Origin of the sequence: Microcoleus sp. B13-B6 (assembly GCF_036705405.1) — a bacterium.
In the GTDB taxonomy this organism is placed as follows: domain Bacteria; phylum Cyanobacteriota; class Cyanobacteriia; order Cyanobacteriales; family Microcoleaceae; genus Microcoleus.
Genome location: NZ_JAUBUJ010000093.1, coordinates 13148 through 35600, shown reverse-complemented (window position 1 = coordinate 35600; position 22453 = coordinate 13148). Strand labels below are relative to the sequence as shown.

The window sequence follows — 22453 nt, the reverse complement described above, 5'->3', positions numbered from 1 at the left end:
CGAGCGTCCCCGCTCGCGTATTGTACAATACGCGAGCGGGGACGCTCGCACTGTAAATGCAAAACTGAGATGCTCCCCTAACATATCAATTCTTGTGACAAACAGCAGCAGTAATTTATTTCGGAGTTTCGCGAAAAAATTTGCCTCACCCACCGACGGAAACTGGTTGGCCGAGTTAACTGGTGGAGAGAACAAATTTGGGAGCTTAGTTCAAGGTCTTAGATTCATCGGTTGAATCAATTCTTTAATCTCAAATCTCAAATCGCTCTAGCTGGAAGAAGTTGCGCTATCGCCGGCCAAGTCCGACTGCAATTCGCTCCTGTAAAATCGCTGGCTAATCCCTAAAATTACTTGTTTCATTACCCAATACAAAACAGCAATTACTACAAAAGTTACAACCATTACTAAAACCGGACGCTTGCCTATCAAATCGTTCATTACGCTGTTAACCAGCGCATCGGGGTTAGTAAGAATGTCCCAAGTGTTGAAGCGGATAAATCGCCCTAAATAAATTCCGATCGCCGAAAGTGCGTGTATAGTTATCTCCGTTACCAGGATAAATCTACCCCAACCCTGTTGCTTCAAATAGTAACCCAAATTCATCACCGACAGCACGTAAGCTCCAAATCCCGCCAGCATAAACGCGAGATATTGGGGAATCAAAGCCAGAGTCACAGTCCACACCGAGTTCCCCTCTTTAATCTGCTCGATCAGGTGAATGATATCAGTTAAAACGTAGGGTGCATTGGGTAAAAATCCGATAAACCAGAAAAAACAGCCCCACCAGCGGAGAGAGCGAACTCCGCGCTGCCGCAGTACCCAGATGTCTACAGCCATCAGTGCCAGTGTAATCGCGATCGCCCCCAAAAGGTAAGTTTTGCCCACATCTTGCACAATATGCTTCAGATAGGACAAAACATGGCGCATGCTGGGCAAAAAAGTAGCGCCCAGGAGAATGCCCGTACCCCACAGCAGCCAGCGCGATCGAGGTTTGCGGAACAGCCAAAAACTCAGGCCCAGCGGTACTAAACTCAAAAACAAATTCCAAGACATCCAGCGCACATTGTGTCCCATTGCTTGCAGCGCTTCCAGGATTAATCCCATCATGTCAATTTTTCTACAATTAAAGGTTTGATGCAGCACCGCTTCATTCGCAGCTTCCGTCTATTTTAGTCTTTAACTTGTAGGGTGAGTAGCTTATCGCTGCGCCCCTGAAAATCAGGAATTGCTAACCCACCCTACCAATGCGGAGTCAATCTCAAATCTCAAATCTCAAATCTCAAATCGACTGACCCACCCTACCACTGCGGAGTCTATCTAATATCTAAAATCTCAAATCTCAAATCTCAAATCTCAAATCGACTGACGCACCCTACTATTTATACAGTTTGTCGATCGGAATCTCAATCTTAAAAGTTGTTCCGCATCCTATGGACGAAATACAGTCAATCTTACCCTTGTGCTTTTCCACCACAATCGAGTGCGCGATAGACATTCCCAAACCCGTACCTTTGCCCACAGCTTTTGTAGTAAAAAACGGGTTAAAAATTCGATCGACTATCTCATCGGGAATGCCCGTACCATTGTCCGAAATTTCTACCCTCACAGTCTTCTGGGGGGTTACACCAGTGGAAATAGTAATGTGGCCACTCTTTGTATCTGCTTCCCGAACGGATAACTTTTGATATCGTTCTTCAATAGCATCAATTGCATTAGCAATAATATTCATAAACACCTGATTCAGTTGGCTAGCATAGCACTCCACCAGTGGCAGTTTTCCAAACTCCTTAATTACTTCAATTTCCGGGCGACAGTCCCTACTCTTCAAGCGGTGCTGCAAAATTAACAAAGTGCTTTCAATTCCCTCGTGAATATCGACCGGCTTCATGGCGGATTCGTCCAGTCGCGAGAAATTTCTGAGGGACAACACAATTTGCCGGATGCGCTCGGTTCCTACCTGCATTGAACCCACAAGTTTTATTAAATCCTCAGCCATGAAATCTAAATCAATCTCTTGAATGCGCTCCACAATTATTGAATTAGGTTCGGGATACTCATCTGCGTAAAGACTCACCAGATCGAGCAACTGTTTTGTATACTGGTTGAGATAATCAATATTAGCGTAAATGAAGTTAACTGGATTATTAATCTCGTGAGCAATTCCAGCAACTAATTGCCCCAAAGAAGACATTTTTTCAGTTTGGATGAGCTGAGTTTGAGTAGAGCGCAATGACCGCAGCGCTGACTCTAAAGCTCGAGCTTTTTCTCTTTCTCGCGCCTCGCTTTGTCGCAGTGCTTCCTCTGCTTGCTTGCGAGTCGTAATATCCTGGCAAAATCCAATTATTACCTTAGCCTGACCGTCAGGATTCCTGCTAAAAATAGTATCCCGACTTTGCAGCCACAAAAATTGACCATTTGCGGCCCGCATTCGGTAGTCAATTTCCCAAATTTCGCCATCTTCAACTCCTAAAAAGCTCGCGTGATGTTTGACAATTTTCGGCAAATCTTCGGGGTGTATTAACTGAGGCATGACTGACGAATCCATCGCTGTAATGTCATCGCGGGTATAGCCCAAAAGCCCTAGCACTGAACTATTAGCGTAGATATTTCGCTGTTCTTCCAAGTCGTAGAGATACAAAATACCGGGAGTAGCATCGGCTACTTTTTGAATAAACTGCTGGCTTTCTTGCAAAGCTAATTCAGCTTGTTTGCGATCTGTAACATCAACGGCGATGCCGTCCCAAAGAATATCGCCGTTGTCCTTAGCTTCAGGACGCGAATTTATCTGAAACCAACGAATGTTGCCGGAAGGCAGCACCATCCGTCCTTCCCACTGCCCAGGTTGCAAACTCTGGGCAGAAATAGCAACAGATTCGTCATGATTTTGGCGGTCTTCGGGATGAATTAAATCTGTTACCAAAGCCGCATTTTTCAGAACATCTTCTGGTTCTACCTCTAAAAGTTCTCGGCAAGCACCACTTATGTAAGGAAAACTGAAATAGCCATCGGGACACAACAAAAATTGATAAATGATTCCCGGCACATTAGCAGACAGCTTTTGGAATCTGGCCTCGGTTTCTCGCAGTGCTTCCTCTGCTTGTTTGCGCTCGGTAATGTCAGTAATTGAACCAACCATGCGGACTGCTTTTCCAGATTCGTCCCACAAAGCTTGTCCCCGACTCAATATCCATTTGTAAGCGCTGTTGTAGCACCACAAGCGGTATTCGGTGATGTAATGCGGCGTTTTTCTCTCCAAGTGTTCTTGAAGAAGTTCCTGAGACATCTCTAAATCATCGGGATGTAAACTCGTATTCCATGTGTTATTATAATCGCTAATGTCACTATCTTCGTAACCAGTGATTTCCTTAAAGCGATCGGACACAAAAAGTTCCCCTGTTTGCAAGTTCCAGTCCCAAATGCCGTCATTGTTGCCTTTGAGTGCTAACTGCCAGCGTTCTTCAGTTTGCATCAATTGAGCAGTTCTCTGTTTGACTCTATTTTCTAGTTCTTGATTAAGCTGTTTGAGACTTTCTTCTGCCTGGTTGCGTTCGATCGCAATTCCTGCTAAACTTCTGATCGCCTCTATCAATTGCATCTCAAAAAAATGGGGCGGGCGCGCTTGGGAATAATATATTCCAAAAGTTCCCAAAACTTGACCCTGAGATGAGAAAATAGGAGTAGACAAGCAAGCTCTCAGTCCAAAACTCAAGGCTAAATCTCGATAATTTTCCCACAAAGGATCGCTGGCAATATCTGTAACGATCACCTGTTGGCGGCTAAAGGCAGCAGTTCCACAGGAACCGACATCCGGGCCGATAGCTATGCCATGAATAGCAGCATTGTAACTGTCGGGCAAACTAGGCGCAGCTCCATGTAGTAAATGTTCGCCATCTGGAGCTAGAAGCAATATCGAACCGATGACATCTCTAGATTGTTGCTCGATAATTTCAACTAAAGTATTTAAAGTATCGCCCAGAGAAGTACCCTTAGCAATCATTTCTAAAATTTGTTTTTGACCGGTTAACCAATTTTCAGCTCGCTTGCGCTCTGTAATGTCGCGGGCAACCCACAGAACCGTGTTTTCTTTCATGGGCGAAATGGTAGCGGCAAACCACTTTTGTACGCTGGCAAGTTCCAGGTTATATTCAAAAGTACAGGTTTGATTTGTAGCAAGGGCGGTGCGAATTTTATCGTGAAAAATATCGGCCATTTCTGGCTCGAATAATTCGCTGATTTTTTGCCCGGAAAATTCCGCCGTCGGCTTGTACAATAATTGGGGATTGGTCGGGGCAACTTTCAGGAACCGTCCCTCAATATCGAGCTCGAAAATTAAGTCGTTCATGGCAGCGAACAAAGCTCGAAGTTCCGCTTCAGAACCTTGCAGGGCGATTTCAGCTTGTTTGCGATCGCTAATATCCGTCCCGATACAAAGCAGCCCTGCCACATTTCCCTTCGCATCTAGTAAAGGTTTATTTGTCCACGCTATCCACACCCTTTCTCCATTGCGGCGGATGTTTTCATTTTCGTTTTGGAAGTATTTTTGCGGCTGTGCCAAACAGTCTCGAATCTTTGTCGCGAGGTCACTTTCAAATAAATCTGTTTTCGGTATAATTGTGCCGATCGCACTTTTGCCGATGATTTCTGCTTCTGAATACCCGAAAAAAGTTTCAGCAAACTCGTTAAAAAAAGTAATGTTGCCTTCACTGTCTAACTGCACAATCATGCTGTTAGCATTCTCAACTAATAGCCGGTACTTAACTTCGCTCGATCGCAGTTTCGCACGGCCGTACACCCAGCTAAAAACCGCCACCCCGGTGAAAACAGCCAGCAAGCCGCCTCCAAAGAGCAGCCACCCCCGAAGCGGCGCATTCGCACGCCATCCCCCCGCCGGAATTGCGGCCAACTGCCAGGAACCGTTGGGCAAAGTCACTTCCAGCAGCACGGGATTGTGCTGAAAAATTGACCCGTCACCGAAAAACACAGGGCCGGATGCTCCCGAACCGTCTTTGCCCCGCAGAGCGTATTGCAGCTTCGCTGAGGAGTCGTTGAGTCCTGCTTCCTCAATGAGGGTATTTTTGTCGATGATCAGGCCTGTCAAGCCCCAGTAAACTCCTGTTTCAGGGTCGGCACCGGAGGGTGTGAGAAAAATCGGCGATCGGCTGATGAACGTCTCGTCCCCCTCCAATAATTTCACGGGCCCGGCAAGCAAAGTTTTTCTGGTTCGGATGACCTCTTTGACCATTTGCCGGTGTTCGGGTAGCGTCGTCAAGTCCTCTCCGATCACCGCTTCATTTCCCTCCCGTGGATAAATGTAAGCGACCCTCGTGCCTTTAACTAAAGTTATGGCGCGAATGCCCGGTTGCTGTGCCACCAGAATTCTCGCCGTCGCTGTAAACTCGGCTTCGGTGATGTTTGGGTTGTTGGAAAGGTAAGCCCCCAAACCCCGCATCAAAAACAGGCGGGAATTCAAAGAGCCTTCCAGCTTAGAACGGACTGTGCTGAGGCGATCGAGGGTGCTAGCGCGGTTGTAGTGAAAAAACCGCCGCTGTTCTGAGCGATCTAAAATGCCAACTCCGACCAAAATTGCTATTGATGCCGAAATTGCTGCTAAATACGGTGAAATTTGGAATTTTTTCACCTTAAAGTATTCCATCTGCCGGCGGTTAAGGTATATTTTTTAGATATTTAGATAGATTTAGTTTAGTTTGATTTCTCTAACCAAATGCAAGATTTTCGCCATACCGGGCTTTTCGCAAGCGGGCGCGAGTTTTTTGTGTTTTAGGAAACCCGCCGAACGTCGGCGATCGGCAAGCTTCTAATCATCAGTTGTGTGGACAAAGTTTTAAATCTCAAATCGACTGACTCGCCATTTATCGGGTAGGGTGCGCGCTGCCGCACCAGAGCGGTGGGGGAACGCGCACCCGAAAGACGGGAGTTATTAGCTAAAATAAGGTTAGCAATAATTTTTTTCAGCGCTACGCCGAATCTATCATAGGGGCAATTTGATGCAAGAACAGTTGATGGAAGCGATCGCACCTTACCGCGATCGCGTAGATTATCTAGAAGTTCGCCTCGAACAAAGCGAGTCAACTGCGATTAGTTTTCGCGGCCCTCAGTTAGATGCTGTAAACCGCAGTTTTAGTCTCGCCGGCGGCATCCGCGCCTGTCACAAAGGTGGCTGGAGTTTTGTAACTTTTAACGGTTTAGATGAGTTAAAAGACCGCATTGAAGAAGCTGTAGTCCAGTCTCGTTTGGTTGGCAGCGAAAAAACTCTACTAGCAGATGTCACCCCGATTCAAGATTATGTAGCGGTGGAATTGGGCCGCGACCCGCGCTCTATTACTCTAGCCGAAAAGCGGAAATTGCTCGAATCTTACAATCAGTTGCTGTTAGATTACGACCCGCGAATTCAGACAACAATGGCAGGTTACAGCGATAGATTTGGGATTACTTATTTTGTGAATTCTCAAGGTACTTGCATCGCTCAAGAGCGCTTGGACGTGACCGGGCGTTTCGGAGCGATCGCCCGCGGCGAGGGCGGTGTCGTCCGCCAAGGGTTTGAGTCGATTCACTCGCGATCGGATTACGATGTCTTGACAAATATTGAAGATCGTGTTAAGAGTGCTGCCGTTCGAGCTGTAGGCCAATTAGAGGCAAAATCGGTGAAAGGCGGTCAGTATCCGGTGATTTTAGACCCTTATTTGTCGGGGGTTTTTATTCACGAAGCTTTCGGGCATTTGTCGGAAGCAGACGGCATTTACGAAAACCCGAAAATGCAGGAATTGTTGACTTTGGGCAAGCCTGTGGCGATCGAACAATTGAATGTAATTGACGACGCAACTGTGCCGGGATTGCCGGGAACTTTGAAATATGACGACGAAGGCGTGCCGGCTCAGTGCAAGCATTTAATTAAAAATGGAGTTTTAGCGGCTCGGATGCACAATCGCGAGACTGCGGGCAAAATGGGCGAAAGTCCGACGGGAAATGCCCGGGCTCTGAGTGCTACTTTTATGCCTTTGGTGCGGATGACTAATACTGCGATCGAGTCTGGCGAACATTCTTTTGACGAAATGGTTGCCGACATTGACGAAGGAGTTTATGCAGTGCGGATGTTGGGAGGACAAACCAACGGCGAAATGTTTACCTTTGCAGCGGCTCAAGGTTTTATGATTCGCGACGGCAAATTGGCTGAACCAGTGAGCGATGTCACTTTAAGCGGCAATGTATTTCAGACTTTAAAGGATATTGAGTCTATAGGAAACGACTCGGTTTATGCCTACGGCGGTTGTGGTAAAGGCGGCCAGAGTGGCTTGCCCGTAAGTGTCGGCGGCCCTCATCTGCGGATTAAAAATGTCGTCGTCGGAGGAAGGTAATCATTAGTCATTAGTCATTAGTCATTAGTCATTAGTTATTAGTTCAAGACTTACGAAACTGGTTAAGGTGAGGGTGCGATCGCGCCCTCACCTTAACCATTCCGGGGTACTAACAAGTTGACAACCGACTCAAAATTTACTATTGACTTTCACTCGCGCTGAGTGCGATGCCGGAGGCTACCGTTACCAAAGGTGTCAATTTCCGCACATCAATTAGCACAACGAATAAGCTAGACTTTTACTGATTTCGCGTTCTTTTAGCCAATTTTATTCCCCTTAACTCGCCTTCATCTCTACCCGCTCGCTCTGCCTAATGGGAATCTCAATCACAAATTCTGCACCCCGCTCTGGCTGTGATAAACACTTCAAATCTCCGCCGTGCTTCTCCACCACAATCTGATAGCTAATAGATAATCCCAAACCCGTGCCTTGACCAACAGGTTTAGTTGTGAAAAAAGGAGTAAATAGATTCGACCTTACCTCGCTTGTTATCCCCAGCCCATTGTCTTTAACACTGATTCTTACCCAATCCGGATTCAGCATAGAAGTACGAATCGTAATCGTACTTGGGTCGTTTTTAATTTGCTCTGGGCTGCGTTTTTTATCATACTGATTCAAGGCATCAATTGCATTGCTCAGCAAATTCATAAATACCTGATTCAACTGACCGACATAACATTCTACTTTTGGCAAATCTCCGTATTCTTGAATAATTTGAATAGGTGGACAATCAGGCTTAGGCTTGAGGCGACTCTGCAATATGACTATACTGCTGTCGATGCCATCGTGAATATTAACGGGTTTCATCTCAGCTTCGTCAAGGCGCGAGAAGTTCCGCAACGTCAGCACAATCTGACGGATACGTTCAGCCCCTACTTTCATCGAAGATAGCATTTTAGGCAGATCTTCTCTGATAAATTCTAGCTCTATGTTTTTAATTAAAGCTGCGATTTCAGGGTGATTATGGGCATCGTGCTGCTCGTAAAGGTTAATTAAACCCAATAAATGCTGAGTATACTCATTGACATAAGTTAAATTGCCATAGATAAAATTAACGGGATTATTAATTTCGTGGGCAACACCAGCAACTAACTGTCCTAAGCTAGACATTTTTTCAGTCTGAATAAGCTGAGCTTGGGTGCGCTGTAAATTTTGCATTGCGAGTTCTAGTTGGATAGCTTTTTCTCGCTCTCGCACTTCTGAGTGCCGCAATTTGTCCTCTCTTTCTTGGCGCAAGCGTTCGTTTTCTTTTAGTTCTTGCACGTGCTGCAAAGTTTTGTTAATAGTAATTTCTAAATCCTGAAAATCTATAGGCTTAGTCAAAAAATCAAATGCCCCACCATTCATTGCCTTTCTAATATTTCCCAAGTCGCCATAAGCAGATATAACTACTGTTTTGACCATAGTAACTAGCTCGTTAAGTTTCGCTAGCAAAGCCATGCCATCCATGACTGGCATATTAATATCTGTCAGTACAATATCTATATCCGGCTCCTCTTGCAACTTTGAAAGCGCTTCTACGCCATTATGTGCAAAAAAAACTTGGTATTCTCCTGCGCGTATCTTTTTTCTAAATTTCTGGCAAATTAAAGATTCTAAATCGGGTTCGTCATCCACAAATAATATTTTAGCTGGCATATTGCGAGCCCTTTCGGTTGTATACGACATTTTTTCTCATTTGATTAATTAACTTATCCGAATAATATTTATATACTTTAAGTTCTATTATAAATTATTTTAGGAGTAATGAAAAGGCTGATTTTTACCAGGGCAAACCGGACGGCTGTAATAGGCTCTCTCGTTTGGTAGAGGCCGATCGATTAGCTCAAATCAAGTTCAGCCTTAGTTTGTCTGATTGGAATTTCCATCGAGAACTCCGCTCCCTCCCCCATCTCTGAAACACACTTCAATGCGCCCCCATGCTTCTCCACTATAATTTGGTAGCTGATATAGAGACCCAAACCAGTACCCTGACCTACAGGCTTAGTAGTAAAAAAAGGTTCATAAATACGGTCTTTCACATCTGGGGTCATTCCCACCCCATTGTCCCGAATTTGAATGACGACACGGGATTTTTCCTCTAGCAGAATAGTGCGAATAGTAAGGGCGAGTTGGTGAGCTAAGATGTCATCTAGTGACCGTTGTTTATTGTACTCATTCAAAGCATCGATCGCATTAGAAACAATGTTAATAAACACCTGGTTGAGTTCTCCAGCATAGCATTCCACTAAAGGCAGATTGCTGTACTCCTCGATCACTTGAATCTCTGGACGCGCTGTCGTTGTTTGAAGTCTATTATTCAAAATCAGCAGGCTGTTTTCGATCCCTTCGTGAATATCAACAGACTTTATGTTAGCTTCATCAAGCCTCGAAAAGTTGCGTAAAGACAAAACAATCTTGTGAATACGGTCAACACCACATTTCATCGAAGCCAGAATTTGGGATAAATCTGCTATCATAAATTCTAAATCTATGGCTTCGATTTCAGTTTGAATCTCAGAACTGGGAGGGGTGTACTGCTGCTGATAGAGATGCAGCAGGTGCAGTAGGTTTTGGATATAATCACTGACGTGGCTAATATTGCCAGAGATAAAATTAGCGGGGTTGTTAATTTCATGAGCAATCCCCGCAACCAGTTGACCCAAAGAAGACATTTTTGCAGTCTGAATCAGTTGAGCTTGGGTATTTTTTAGCTCTTGCAGACTTTGTTGTAAATCCTGAGCTTGTTCTCTAGCGCTAGCTTCTGATTGTCGCAAGCGCTGGTTTTCTTTTAACTGTTGCACGTCGCGCAGCGTTTTGTGGATGGTAATTTCTAAATCCAGAAAATCTATCGGTTTAGTCAGAAAGTCAAAGGCACCTAAGTTCATTGCATTTCTTATATTTTTCATGTCGCCATAGGCTGATATAACTATTGTTTTCAGGGGTAGGTCTATTTGATTAAGTTTAGAGAGTAAAGTCAGACCATCCATTTCAGGCATATTAAGATCCGTCACTACCATATCTAGATCCGGGTGTTCTTTCAATTTTTCCAGGGCTTCTACGCCATTATGGGCAAAAAACAACTGCCATCCTGCCGTGCGGATATTTTTTTTAAATTTTTGGCAAATCAGACATTCTAAATCAAGCTCGTCATCCACAAATAGTATTTTAATTGGCATATTTATATCCTATAAATTTTGTGTAGGCAAGTTGTTTGATTTTTATTCCTAAGCTAATTGTGGCTCCTCCATATTGTGAAGATTTTTTCTTTTAATTCGTCAAAGTTAACGGGCTTAGTAATATAGTCATCAGCTCCATATTCCATAGCGGTTTGGTAATTTATCTCATCTCCATAAGCGGTAATCATAAAAACTTTTAGATCGGGAAATTTTTCTTTGATAAGCTTCAGCAGTTCTAGCCCATTCATACCAGGCATATTAATATCGGATAAAATCAAGACAATAGACGCTTTTTCCTGGCTTTCTAAGTAGTTTAAAGCTGCCTCTGCCGACAGGGCAAAATAAAAGTGAAGTTGCCCTGCTTTGATTTCTTTTCTAAATTTTTGTTTGAACAATGACTGAATATCTTCTTCGTCGTCTACAACCATTACTTTCATTTTTTTTAGTCCTTAACTTCGACTATTTTTTTTTGCAATGTAATTATAAATTCTGTGTAATTTCCTACTTCTGTTTCTACTTTTAGTTCTCCGCGATGCTGCTGGACGATAATATCGTGACTCATAGATAGACCTAGACCAGTCCCTTCCCCAGCAGGCTTTGTAGTAAAAAAGGGATTGAAAATTTTATCGAGTACATCGGGCGTCATACCCGGCCCGTTATCGCGAATGCGAATTTCAACCGCCGAACCCAGATTTCGAGTTCTGACATCAAGCTGGGGTGAAAATTCTTCTCCCATTTCTTGTTTCTTTTTATGGGCTGCATAGCAAGCATTGTTAATAATGTTAAGAAAAACCCTGGAAATGTCTTGTGGCACGACTTCTACTTTGCCAATATCATTATCGTAGCCGCTTTTTATGATAATGTTAAAAGAAGCCTCCTTGGCTCGCATCCCGTGATAGGCTAGATTGACATATTCTTCTAATAAAGTATTTATATCTGTGGCTTCCCAATGACCACTTTGTCCGCGAGAATGCAAAAGCATATTGCCGACGATTCTGTCGGCTCTTTGACCGTGTTGATTGATTTTTTGGAGATTGGCTTTTAGATCGGTTAATAGCTCAGCAATATACTCACTTGTTTCTGGTTCTAACCGTTCAGTTTGATTTTCAATTTCTTGTAAAAGTTCTTCGGTTAATTCAGCAGAAACTTCTGAAAAATTGTTTACAAAGTTTAAGGGGTTCCTGATTTCGTGGGCAATCCCTGCTGTTAAACTGCCCAGAGAAGCGAGTTTTTCTTGCACGATAATCTGATTTTGCATGGCTCTGAGATTTTCTTCGATCCGCTGGCGCTCTTCAATTTCATTCTGCAATTGCTCCACAGTATGGGTGAGTTCAGATGTACGCTCCTCGACTTTGATTTCTAGTTCCTCATTAGCTTTTTGCAGGGCTTCCTGGGCTTGCTTGCGATCGGTGATATCGCGGACGATCGCCACATATTGTTGCAGATCCTGATTGGAAAGGGAAGCGTCTTGAGAGAATCGATCGGAGATGGCAACTTCTAGAATGCGCGAACTACCATCGGAGAAGTTGAAAGTCTGTTCACTGCGACTGAGCCACTGCTCTGGCTGATCCCCTAATCGTGGCAATAATTTGTTCAGGTAAGACCCAATTAGCCCAGTAGAATCTATGCCGAAGACGCTTTCAGCAGCGGGATTTGTCTGACGAATGACACCATTTTCATCCAGCACTACAATACCATCTAGGGCAATGGTAAAGAGCTGTTCTGCTCCCTCTCGTGCCTCTTCCATTGAGACGACCTGGGGTAAGCTCGTCCAACAGGCAACTGCCACCCCAATAAAAGCAACTGTCACCAATAGCACTACGAATAAATTCAAGCCAACAGTAGAGTTAGCATATAATTTGAAGCCAAAAATCCAGCCGACAGCGACGGCGCTCACAATCAGCAAGATCAAAATTACAACCTGAAACGCCACAAAATCTGGCATTTTGCTCTTGCTTCTGTTGCGGTAAAGCCGAATCCACCACGAGGGATGGAAGGGGGCAAAAGCAATGCGACTTATCCCTGCATCCACTGCTAAAACGGCAAGGGGAAAAAACAACCCAATGATAAAGTCTTGCCAGCCCCAAGCTAAGCCTCCCACGACTAGAACCACCGCATCTACTACGAAAAAGCCCAGCGACCACCCAGGCCACCGAACTTCTGGCTGATCCCGCCGCAGCCACAGTGAGAGATGGAACATCATTAGGCAGACAACTAAGCCAACATTAGTAATCGCCACAAGCCGAGGTACATTTCCCCAAGCTAGACAGATTAAACTCAGAACCAGAACAAAGACAAGGCCAAATCCAAATACACCCCGTCGGGATACAACTGCGAATGTTGGCGAAATATGCCCATCTACCGCAAGTTGGTACAGCATCCGGGGGCAGTTGGAAACAATTGTCGCGCAACTCAGAAGACAGCTTGCGACGACCAGAAAGGTGACGAGGGTGGGAACCCAGGGCCCCCATAATGCCTGACAGGCAGCTAATACATTCAAGAATACGTCATCTTTCAGATCGGGAGCGGTAGCCAAGCGCATCAGTACCCAAGCACCTCCCAAAATAACAGGCAGCATCGCCAGTGCGGAAATTTTGAGAAACTGCAGCGTTTTAGTAGGGTTGCGGCTATCCGCTACGAAACTGGCAGCGGAGTCACAGCAGTAGAAGATGTATGTAGCAAAGTAAAACCACTTAGCCCAGTCAATAAAGGTGAATTCCGGCCAAATGGTGGGGAAAAAGCCGGGACTGTTTGGGGAAAAAGCTAACCAGATTAGACCATGAATGGAAAAAACGGATAATACGCCCACTGTCGGCAACACAAAAAAGGCGAGCAGAATACTTAAGGCGCGAGTACCGCTGAATGTCAAAATGAAGGGTAGGAGCGTGAAGGTAATATTTAGTAAAGTTTCAGGACACCTAAAACCTAAACTATTGAGGTTGACTTTGATGAGCTGTGTCAGTACGATCGCAGAAATTGGCAGTGTTGATACCCAGCTTAAAAAGTAGCCGATCGCCGCATAACTTCCCAGACCCGGATAATTTTTCAGCATTCGGGCAGTATAGTTGGGCGTTCCCCCAGCCATGTCTGGGAAATACTCGCCGATGCGTTTTACCTGTAGATTGAGCATCATGCCCATGAGGATACCGGGCAACCAGACGAAGATGGCGCTAGGCCCAATCGCTGCTTGGATCGCTGTGGCGATGGTAAACCAATTGGCGTGACCTGTGAGGCCAAAGCCCGATGTTTCGACGGCACTCAGGCTTCGGGGTAGGCGCATGAGCGATCGCCTATTGAGATTGTCTCTTGGGTAAGGCTGAGTTGGTTCTGAGTGGTAGCCGTTTTCCGGCTGGTGTCGGATGTCTGTCGCCATCAGTTTTATCTATTATTTTGGGGATTTTACTGTCGCCACCCTGATGTTCAGCTTTATAGCTTTTAACTTTTTCCGTTAAGCATTTTTGCTAGTCTTAAATTTTGGGAAAGCTACCTTTCCCAGTCAACCATGAAAATCTATCTCAATCCGTCTTCAATATTACCAGGACTTACGCAACTGCCACATATCTGTGTACCAGCACCCTAAAATTAGACAATAAACATCAGCACATCGGGAATTTTTAGTTGCTCACTTCAATAAACATCAGAAAATCGGGAATTTTTAGTTGCTCACTTCAATGATTTGATAGAATCCCGTGTTTAATTTGATATATTATTTGACCTGTTTTATCCGCTCAACTTTTGAGCGCCTACCCCACACAAGTTCATGGCAAGCAATATGATTTGTTTGAATTATAGCTTGAAGGGACTGGCAAGATTCTCTCCCGGTTAATTGCTTGAGTTCCCTAAGAAATTGCTCAATTTTCTAACGAATAGCACACACATGAGTGTACGTCATTCGTGCGATTATTGAGTTTGGTCTTTAGTCGCGACTGTCAACTTGCGATCGATCCGGACTGGTTCAAGTGATGGGTGAGGGTGCGCCCTCACCATGTGCGAGTGGGGTAAGTCCTGTAGTTATTAGTAGGGCGCGCCTCGGCACAGTTTACTACAGATAAAAATACAAGGAATGCAGTATAACTCCTGTTGTCTTTTCTTCCCTCTTCCTTCTGACTTAATAACTAAGGCAAAAAATGGTTGACTGCGCTATTTGTAGAGTCTCTGGGGGGCGAGGCGCACTCTACAGATAAAGTTTGGGCGTCCAGGATTGTTCCCTCTTCCTTCTTTCTTCTTCCTTCTCAATAAAAAACCCCGGTTTCTTGAAGAAACCGGGATTTTTCCTACCAACTAAGAGAGGAGTCAAAACTTCACAGGTAGCGGTTGCCGGAATTCTGCATTTCTCGCACAACCCTCTAAACCAAACTACGGGCAAATTATAGTTGCAACTTTTTTAAAGCTGTCTCATTTCCTCTTCAAGCACCCGAACCAAATCTTGATTGCCACTGGATCTCGCTACCTCTATGCGGTGCATCAGTTGCTTGTGAATGTTAGCGCGGTGGGTTTCTGCTACTTTTTTTACGTTTTGACGATTTGTGTTCATGGTGGACGTTCCTTATATAAAATTTGGTGTACCTGCTACTTCTCTAATATAGCGCTAAATTCCAAAAAGTATCTAAATTTACAAAAAATTTACAGTTGTTGACCGATCGACCAAACTCCTGTATAAGATTGGCCATAAGTCAATAGCGATATCTTGACAATCAGAAGTCAGTAGTCATTAGGCCGATGCCCGATGCCCGATGCCCGATGCCCAACATTTACATTTAGTCAAGCGGTGCGCGGTACGCACCCTACATTTACTCAAAACTCAAAACTTGCAGCAGCGCCTCTACCAACTGCTGAAGGTGTGCGAGCTCGTGAGTTGCCATCAGCGAAATCCGAATTCGACTCACACTTACAGTCGGAGGCCGAATGGCGGGAGCAAAAATACCCATCTCCTTGAGTTTGCTGCCGACTGTTAAAGCGGAGGCTGCATCTTTTAACGGAAGACTGAAAATTGGGGAGAGGCAATTGCTAATTGGTAATTGGTGATTGGTAATCGCGCAATATTTGAAAGTTTCGATATTTTGTCGCAACCGAACTCGGCGTTCTGGTTCTTGCTGTACAATCCTCACAGCTTCCAAAGCAGCCGCCGCGTCAGCAGGCGTCAATGCCGTAGTATAAATCCAACTCGCAGCTCGATTACGCAGAAAATCAATTAAAGCAGCAGAGCCCGCAACGTAACCACCTAAACTTCCCAAAGCTTTGCTGAGTGTCCCCACTTGAATCAGCGGTGTTCCCGTACACCCGAAATGTTCTGCACAACCGGCACCGCTAGCACCGAAAACTCCTGTAGCGTGAGCTTCATCTACTAATACCATGCAGTTAAAGGTTTCGGCCACAGCCAACAACTGCGGCAGCGGACACAAGTCCCCATCCATGCTAAAGACGCTATCGGTAATAATTAAACACTTGCGGTATCTCGCGCGATTTTGCTCTAGCTTGGCCGTTAAATCCTCAAGATTGCAGTGACTGTACTCTAGGGCTGTTGCACCGCTGAGTGTGGCTCCGTTTTTCAGGCTCGAATGGTTGTACTTGTCAGATAATATCAAATCGCGCTTGCCGACAACGGATGCGATCGCCCCTAGATTCGCCAAATATCCCGAACTGAATACTAAAGCATCTTCAGTTTGTTTTAAATTAGCAATAGCTTGTTCTAGCTGTCGGTGCAAATCGCGGTGTCCGCTGACCAACCTCGAACCCGTCGCACCCGTCCCAAATTCCTTAGTTGCAGCCATAGCAGCTTGGATTAACCTGTCATCGCCGGCAAGTCCCAGATAATCGTTGCTGGCAAAGTTAATCAGCCTGTGGCCTGCTAACTTTACCACAGGCCCAGGGGAACTTTCGATCGATTGTGGCGATCGATACCAATCGGCACGGCGAATAGTGTCGAGAGACTTCTCTATCCAAGCGTAAGGGTCTGCGTTCATATTGGAAAGCGATCGGGTAATAAGTTATATTGTCTTATAATCAGTCCCTGCCTATCACAGAAGCATATGCCACTCACTAAAAAATACAGATTAGTCACCCGCAGCGATTTTGACGGTCTTGTCTGTGCCGTTTTGCTCAAAGAACTCGATATGATCGACGAGATTAAATTCGTGCATCCTAAAGATATGCAGGATGGGAAAATCGAAATAACAAATAACGATATTAGCACCAATTTACCCTATGTGGAGGGAGTTCATCTAGCTTTCGATCACCATTTCAGCGAAACTCTTAGACACGAGAAAATCAAAATTAACCACATCATCGATCCCTATGCAGCTTCGGCGGCTAGGGTACTGTACAAATATTATGGAGGTCAAGCAAAGTTTCCTGATATTTCTGAGGCGATGATGCTGGCCGTTGACAAATCAGATTCCGCTCAATTTGCGAAAGAAGAGGTTCTGCAGCCGCAAGAATGGGTGCTGTTAAACTTCATAATGGACGCCCGAACGGGGTTGGGAAGGTTTAAAGAATTTACCGTTTCCAATTATCAGTTAATGATGCAGTTAATCGATTACTGCAAATATCATACCATCGAGGAAATCTTGCAGCTTCCTGATGTAAAAGAAAGAGTAGACCTCTACTTCGAGCAAGAAGAAAAATTTAAAGAGCAAATACAGCGATGCGCCAAAGTTTATAATAATTTAGTTGTTTTGGATTTGCGTAACGAAGAGGTGATATATGCAGGGAATCGTTTTGTAATATACGCTTTGTTCCCCGATTGCAATATATCGATTCACGTACTTTGGGGACTGAAACAACAAAATACTGTTTTCGCAGTTGGCAAGTCAATCTTTAACAAAACTTCAAAAACTAATATTGGGGAGTTAATGTTAAGATATGGCGGCGGTGGGCACCAGAATGCCGGAACTTGTCAGATTGAGAACGATAAAGCTAGTCAAGTTTTGAAAGAGTTAATTGCCCAGATAGAGCAAAATGGTTAAATTGGCTTTATCTTTTTTGCAGTCAGGACTTGAGTCTTTGATTATTTATTTTAATTTTCAGCACTAAAGTCCTTACTACAAACGGGGATTTTTAGGACTGAAGTCCTTACTGCAAACGGGAGTTTAGTCCTCAAGGTTTTGATCTGGCGGGTTCTGAACATTGAGATTTTCTGAACAGTTGCCTTTGACTGGTGGCAAATGGTCTACCAAACCCATATCAAAAGCGATATCGGGCAACTCATCAGCGTTATATTTTCCTGGCTCAAACAATCGCCCGGAAGTAAAACAAGGCTGTTTCAATCGTACCACTTCCCCCGGTGAAAACATTCCCCTAAACATTTTGCGTTCGAGTCCCATAATTTCCGATCCTAAAACAACTTTCGCATTAATCTTAACAATTTTTGAGCGGCAGCTTCCCAATTAAATAAATCCGCCGTCTCTCTAGCTTTTTGACCTACCCGAAAACGCATCGGGTCTTCAACAATTTTTCGTAACTGTTCGCGAACAGACTGAATATTTGGCTCGGCCCAATGAGGAGAATTTCTGATTTTTAGATACTGAGTATCGTAACACTTTCCGACCGGAATTAGATCGTAAGCAATGGGATAGCAGTTATCCGCATTGGCGTACTCAGTCGGGCCGCCGTACATAGTCATAGCAACGGGCAAACCTGCTGCAAAGGCATCCAAAATTTTAATCGCAAAACCCTCCCCGCGAAACGGAGCTAAAAAAGCATCTGCTGACAAGTATAAATCAGCTAGTTCTGCTTTATTATAAAATTTAGGGATTATCAGAATTTTTGCCTTTAACTTGCCGAGCTGCTTTTCGATATTGGCGAGATGTTCCACTATAACATCTGGATTTTTACCTCCATCTTTGATTATTAACTCTACGTTAGAATCATCTTTAAACTCTTCCCAAAAAGCTTGAATGACCAGATCCGTGCCAAATCTATAGAAATCAAAAGAATTGGTCATGTGCAGAATATGTTTTACATCTTTTGGTTTTTTTGGGGATCGGGGCAAATAGAGTTGCGAGATTAAAGGATTGAAACCTAGAGGCATGACGGATACGTTAGCCGCAGGACATCCAGCTTGTATTAAAACGTTTTTAGAATATTCGCTGACGGCTAGTTTGTGAGATGCAGTGTTAACAGCATCGTAAATCCAGTAATCATAATCCTCATGGTTTTTGGCGAATTCGTAATTGATCGCAAAAAGTTCTAAGTTGAGATGTCCGTTGAGTTCTTTTAAAAAATAAGGTTTCCAATAATGAGACCATTTGATATGAAATAAATCTGAGGGTGCGGTGTTCATCCACTTTTCTAGCAGGTGGTTTTCTTCTGCTGTGGAATGGCGACTGAGATGAGAGGCTATTGTTGATGGTTCGACCGAAATAGGAATTCCCATTTGGTGTAAAGTTTTCGCCAGGGATAGCGTAATATCAGCGAAGGAGTTAAAGTGTTGAAAACCAACGTTAAAGTGAACCATATTTATTGGTTATTAGTGCAGGGTAATCGCATCTGATTTGGTATAAATTGTACTTGACAAATGACAGAAAATGCACAGGCCAGATGTATGGCTGCGGTGGAGACGGGATCGGCGACCAACAAGCAGTTAAACTGGGAATGGACTCCCGGCAGGTATCCCTCACTCAGGCAGATGGAAAAAGGCTGTCGTCAAATCTAGCGCCAACGGAACATTGTGGAACGTGCTATCAAGCGACTCAAGCAATGGAGTCGGAGCGCTATTCGATATGAGAAGCTGCCTGCCAATTATACAGCCACGATCGCGATCGCCTGCATTCTGTTGTGGTTATAGTTGGAATACACGCCCTAGGCAAGAACACCTGATGGAGATAAATCAACTAGGTGGAACCGCTGATGAGTGCTTAGCTCGCTATCAGCATCGCACTCAATTTTCATTCCTTAGTTTACGAGCTGCGCTTGAAAGATGCTGTCAAATGTTTAAAAATTTCCCTCACCATTATACCTTAATTAAGATGCGATTACCCTGTAATATATCTGAGTATTTTTGTTATTCTTTATCTTCTGGGAGTCTTCAAATTGGCAAAATTTTCTAAAAAACTGGCCTTTAATATATTCACCGAAGGCCATGAATCTGTTTGTTTTGGTTTGTGATTTAAAGTTTGAGTAAAACCTTTTGCCATTGATAGCATCCATCAACTACAATAACTACATAGAAATTTATTCGGATTTAACTGTAGCATATTTTGGGTTCAAATTAAGATGCGTTTACCCTGGAGCGTAAAGCCAGGAGTAGGCAGCAGTTAAATCTGTGTGCCTATCCTACTTGACTTTTGTGACATTTTCGTAATTTTTCACCAATTGGAAGACCCTGGTAAGGAAGATTTGGAGGCAGAGCCTCCAAATTGTTTTCTCCTTTTAATCGAGGATGTGCCTCCTCCAAAAGTCTGCCCAGGCAGAGCCTGGGGACGATTGAAATAGTCATTGGTCAGGCGTTAATTGCTACTAACTAATCACTAATAACTAATTAGCTCTTTTTTACAGCTTCTGGAACACTGCGAACATCGGCAGATACATCGACAGCAAAATCGAACCTACGATACCACCGACGACAACAATCATCAGAGGTTCTAGCATACTGGTAAGTCCTTTTACTGCTTCTTCCACTTCCGTTTCGTAGAAAGCGCCAACTTTCATCAGCATCTTGTCAAGTTCCCCTGTCTCCTCCCCAATTGCCATCATTTGAATGGCCAAAGACGGAAAAACAGCTTGTTCTTGCAAAGCAATACTGATCATGCCACCGCTTTGAATTTCCTGTCTCGCATATTCGATCGCATTAGATATCGCCTGATTCCCCGCCACATCTCGCACAATTTCCAAAGAATTGAGAATCGGCACGCCCGATCGCGTCAGCGACCCAAATATCACGCAAAAGCGAGCCACCGCAGATTTTTCGATCAAATCTCCAAAAATCGGCAACTTCATCGCAATTCTATCAATTTGTAGGCGACCTATGGGAGTTTTGTAGTACATATCGAAGGCAATTTTGAGCGCTATAATCACCCCAATAACTGTCACCTGTTGAATTGGAGGCCAAGCCGTACAAAATGCACTAATTGCCAACATAAACAACGTAAATGCTGGCAAATCTGCACCAATATCCTTAAAAATTTTGGCGAAAGTTGGCAGCAAGAATATAGTCATTGCGAAAAAAATCACGATCGCGATAGAAAACACCGTCTTCGGATAAGACATCGCCGAATTAATTTCAGCCTCCGTCTTGTGATTTTTTTCCATCATCACCGCCAGACGATCTAGGGTTTCATCCAGCACCCCCCCGACTTCTCCCGCCGCCACCATACTAATAAACAGTTGGTCAAAAACATCAGGAAACTTAGCCATCGCCTCTGCCAAGTTTATCCCCTCCTGCACGTCAGCATTCATGCTCCTGAGCGCTCGCTTCAGCTTAGCATTAGAACACTGCTCGTGCAGCACAGAAAGGCATCGAACGATCGCCACCCCTGCATTAAACATAGCCGCAAACTGACGAGCAAAAATAGCCATATCCTTAACAGTAAGGCTGGTAAGGTTATATTCAATTTGCTCCTGAATCTTACTGAAATCAAAGCCACCTTTCGGTTTTTCGCGGATAACGTTGGTAGCCACAGCTCACCTCTGAAAATTTATTAAAACTTAGTTGTCAGTTGTCAGGTGTCAGTTGTCAGTTGTTAGTTGTTAGTTGTTACCCATAATTAATAACAACGGCTAACGGCCAACTGACTAATGACCAATGACTAATAACTAATGACTAATGACTGCCGACTGAATTAATGAGCCCCTACCTTTTTGCCATCACCAACAGGTGCCGGGCCGATCAAGCGTTCGAGTTCGTCAGCCTTAGAAGCCTTGGCCATTGCCGATTCCCAAGTGACTTTACCGCTCTTGTAAAGTTCAGCGAGGGCCATTTCCATCGTCCTCATCCCCAATTTTGCCCCCATTTGGATTTGAGAGTAAATCATCGGAGTTTTGCCCTCCCGGATCAAGTTAGCCATAGCTGGAGTATTTACCATGATTTCCATAGCGCAGCAGCGGCCGCCCCCAACTTTTATGACCAAATTTTGGCTGCAAATTCCCACCAAAGAGTTAGACACCTGGGCGCGAACTTGGGGTTGTTGAATGGGCGGGAACACGTCCAAAATCCGATCGATCGTTGCAGCAGCCGAATTAGTGTGCAGCGTTCCCATCACCATGTGACCCGTTTCTGCCGCCGAAATTGCCAGACCGATCGTTTCCAAGTCCCGCATTTCCCCCACGAGAATTACATCCGGATCTTCGCGCAAAGCAGCTTTCAGCGCATTAGCAAAGCTCTTTGTATCTTCGCCCTTTTGGCGCTGGTGAAACAAACTCTTGATATTAGGAAACACATATTCGATCGGATCTTCAACTGTTAGAATGTGTTCCGCCCGCGTCCGGTTGACGAGATCCAACAACGCCGCCATCGTAGTAGTTTTCCCGGAACCCGTTTGTCCCGTCACCAACAGCATACCCCTGGGTCTTTCCGTCAGATCCCGCAAAATCTGCGGCACGCCTAAAGCATCGGCGTTAGGAATCTTAGAAGCCAGAGCCCGCATACAAGCAGCCCAAGCACCCCGCTCCCGGTAGACATTGACGCGGAACCGAGCCAATCCCCGAACGCCGTAAGCGCAGTCGAGTTCCCACTCCATTTCCAACTGCTTGCGCTGCATATTGTTGAGCATTTGGAAAATTAGGATCTGCACTTCCTCAGCAGACAGAATGTCGCCGTATTGCGTCTGAGGAGTTAGTTTCCCGCTGACTCGGAAGAATATAGGCGCGCCCGCTTGGATATGTATGTCCGAACCCCCTTGCTCTACCAGGGACTCCAGTACGTCTTCAATCATCAGACCCATAGATACCTCTCCTCGATCGAATTGATAGTTATTGACCAATCTA

General features: G+C 44.6%; 16 protein-coding genes. 4 read left to right on the top strand and 12 right to left on the bottom strand.

Features of this window, described 5'->3' with window-relative positions; all coding sequences use genetic code 11:
- Positions 1-267: 267 nt before the first annotated feature.
- Both QUB35_RS30535 and QUB35_RS30530 read right to left on the bottom strand, forming a co-directional pair.
- Entirely contained in the window at positions 268-1107 is an 840-nt protein-coding gene (locus QUB35_RS30535) for a DUF1361 domain-containing protein (RefSeq protein WP_333145368.1), read from the bottom strand.
- Positions 1108-1375: 268 nt separating this feature from the next.
- The gene (locus QUB35_RS30530; protein WP_333145367.1) at positions 1376-5638 is read right to left on the bottom strand and encodes a PAS domain S-box protein; all 4263 of its coding nucleotides are present in this window, start codon (positions 5636-5638) and stop codon (positions 1376-1378) included.
- A gap of 367 nt (positions 5639-6005) precedes the next feature.
- Here QUB35_RS30530 and QUB35_RS30525 point away from each other — a divergent pair, with 367 nt between their 5' ends.
- Positions 6006-7373 (top strand): TldD/PmbA family protein, encoded by a 1368-nt coding sequence (locus QUB35_RS30525; protein WP_333106075.1) that lies wholly within the window; start codon positions 6006-6008, stop codon positions 7371-7373.
- A gap of 276 nt (positions 7374-7649) precedes the next feature.
- Here QUB35_RS30525 and QUB35_RS30520 read toward each other — a convergent pair whose 3' ends face one another.
- The 6 genes from QUB35_RS30520 to bioF form a co-directional block, all read right to left on the bottom strand.
- Complete coding sequence (locus QUB35_RS30520; protein ID WP_333145366.1) at positions 7650-9041, bottom strand: ATP-binding protein; 1392 nt, start codon at positions 9039-9041, stop codon at positions 7650-7652.
- 152 nt (positions 9042-9193) lie between these two features.
- Positions 9194-10531, bottom strand: coding sequence for an ATP-binding protein (locus tag QUB35_RS30515; RefSeq protein ID WP_333145365.1), 1338 nt, complete (start codon positions 10529-10531; stop codon positions 9194-9196).
- Positions 10532-10584: 53 nt separating this feature from the next.
- Positions 10585-10968: a response regulator gene (locus QUB35_RS30510; protein ID WP_333145364.1), complete on the bottom strand. Its 384-nt coding sequence runs from the start codon at positions 10966-10968 to the stop codon at positions 10585-10587.
- A gap of 5 nt (positions 10969-10973) precedes the next feature.
- Positions 10974-13904, bottom strand: a complete 2931-nt coding sequence (locus QUB35_RS30505; RefSeq protein ID WP_333145362.1) for an ATP-binding protein — start codon at positions 13902-13904, stop codon at positions 10974-10976.
- A gap of 1011 nt (positions 13905-14915) precedes the next feature.
- Positions 14916-15065 carry an arginine synthesis PII-interacting regulator PirA gene (gene pirA, locus QUB35_RS30500; RefSeq protein WP_172185012.1) on the bottom strand — a complete coding sequence of 50 codons (150 nt, stop codon included), beginning with the start codon at positions 15063-15065 and terminating at the stop codon, positions 14916-14918.
- Between the two features lie 256 nt (positions 15066-15321).
- Complete coding sequence (gene bioF, locus QUB35_RS30495) at positions 15322-16494, bottom strand: 8-amino-7-oxononanoate synthase (RefSeq protein WP_333145361.1); 1173 nt, start codon at positions 16492-16494, stop codon at positions 15322-15324.
- Positions 16495-16560: 66 nt separating this feature from the next.
- Here bioF and QUB35_RS30490 point away from each other — a divergent pair, with 66 nt between their 5' ends.
- The gene (locus QUB35_RS30490) at positions 16561-17496 is read left to right on the top strand and encodes an exopolyphosphatase (RefSeq protein WP_333145360.1); all 936 of its coding nucleotides are present in this window, start codon (positions 16561-16563) and stop codon (positions 17494-17496) included.
- Between the two features lie 123 nt (positions 17497-17619).
- On the opposite strand, the gene QUB35_RS30485 is transcribed toward QUB35_RS30490, so the two are convergent.
- Both QUB35_RS30485 and QUB35_RS30480 read right to left on the bottom strand, forming a co-directional pair.
- Entirely contained in the window at positions 17620-17853 is a 234-nt protein-coding gene (locus tag QUB35_RS30485) for a hypothetical protein (RefSeq protein WP_333145359.1), read from the bottom strand.
- A gap of 11 nt (positions 17854-17864) precedes the next feature.
- Positions 17865-18986, bottom strand: coding sequence for a glycosyltransferase family 4 protein (locus QUB35_RS30480; RefSeq protein ID WP_333145358.1), 1122 nt, complete (start codon positions 18984-18986; stop codon positions 17865-17867).
- An 83-nt stretch (positions 18987-19069) separates the two neighbouring features.
- Between QUB35_RS30480 and QUB35_RS30475 the strand changes: the two genes are divergently transcribed.
- Both QUB35_RS30475 and QUB35_RS39285 read left to right on the top strand, forming a co-directional pair.
- Positions 19070-19255 (top strand): hypothetical protein, encoded by a 186-nt coding sequence (locus QUB35_RS30475; RefSeq protein ID WP_333145357.1) that lies wholly within the window; start codon positions 19070-19072, stop codon positions 19253-19255.
- On the top strand, positions 19200-19316 hold the full coding sequence (locus QUB35_RS39285) for a hypothetical protein (RefSeq protein WP_445252129.1): 117 nt from the start codon (positions 19200-19202) through the stop codon (positions 19314-19316). Before QUB35_RS30475 ends, QUB35_RS39285 begins: the two co-directional genes overlap by 56 nt.
- Positions 19317-20020: 704 nt before the next feature.
- Here QUB35_RS39285 and QUB35_RS30470 read toward each other — a convergent pair.
- The gene (locus tag QUB35_RS30470; RefSeq protein ID WP_333145356.1) at positions 20021-21148 is read right to left on the bottom strand and encodes a type II secretion system F family protein; all 1128 of its coding nucleotides are present in this window, start codon (positions 21146-21148) and stop codon (positions 20021-20023) included.
- Positions 21149-21309: 161 nt separating this feature from the next.
- Positions 21310-22410, bottom strand: a complete 1101-nt coding sequence (locus tag QUB35_RS30465) for a type IV pilus twitching motility protein PilT (protein ID WP_333145355.1) — start codon at positions 22408-22410, stop codon at positions 21310-21312.
- Positions 22411-22453: the final 43 nt, after the last annotated feature.

Bases quoted from the DNA above. Each gene is read 5' to 3' on its own strand.
- QUB35_RS30510 (WP_333145364.1), bottom strand. From the start codon at position 10,968: ATGAAAGTAATGGTTGTAGACGACGAAGAAGATATTCAGTCATTGTTC.
- QUB35_RS30485 (WP_333145359.1), bottom strand. From the start codon at position 17,853: ATGGGACTCGAACGCAAAATGTTTAGGGGAATGTTTTCACCGGGGGAA.
- bioF (WP_333145361.1), bottom strand. From the start codon at position 16,494: ATGAACGCAGACCCTTACGCTTGGATAGAGAAGTCTCTCGACACTATT.
- QUB35_RS30520 (WP_333145366.1), bottom strand. From the start codon at position 9,041: ATGTCGTATACAACCGAAAGGGCTCGCAATATGCCAGCTAAAATATTA.
- QUB35_RS30505 (WP_333145362.1), bottom strand. From the start codon at position 13,904: ATGGCGACAGACATCCGACACCAGCCGGAAAACGGCTACCACTCAGAA.
- QUB35_RS30525 (WP_333106075.1), top strand. From the start codon at position 6,006: ATGCAAGAACAGTTGATGGAAGCGATCGCACCTTACCGCGATCGCGTA.
- QUB35_RS30475 (WP_333145357.1), top strand. From the start codon at position 19,070: ATGTATGGCTGCGGTGGAGACGGGATCGGCGACCAACAAGCAGTTAAA.
- QUB35_RS30480 (WP_333145358.1), bottom strand. From the start codon at position 18,986: ATGGTTCACTTTAACGTTGGTTTTCAACACTTTAACTCCTTCGCTGAT.
- QUB35_RS30490 (WP_333145360.1), top strand. From the start codon at position 16,561: ATGCCACTCACTAAAAAATACAGATTAGTCACCCGCAGCGATTTTGAC.
- pirA (WP_172185012.1), bottom strand. From the start codon at position 15,065: ATGAACACAAATCGTCAAAACGTAAAAAAAGTAGCAGAAACCCACCGC.
- QUB35_RS30535 (WP_333145368.1), bottom strand. From the start codon at position 1,107: ATGATGGGATTAATCCTGGAAGCGCTGCAAGCAATGGGACACAATGTG.
- QUB35_RS30515 (WP_333145365.1), bottom strand. From the start codon at position 10,531: ATGCCAATTAAAATACTATTTGTGGATGACGAGCTTGATTTAGAATGT.
- QUB35_RS30465 (WP_333145355.1), bottom strand. From the start codon at position 22,410: ATGGGTCTGATGATTGAAGACGTACTGGAGTCCCTGGTAGAGCAAGGG.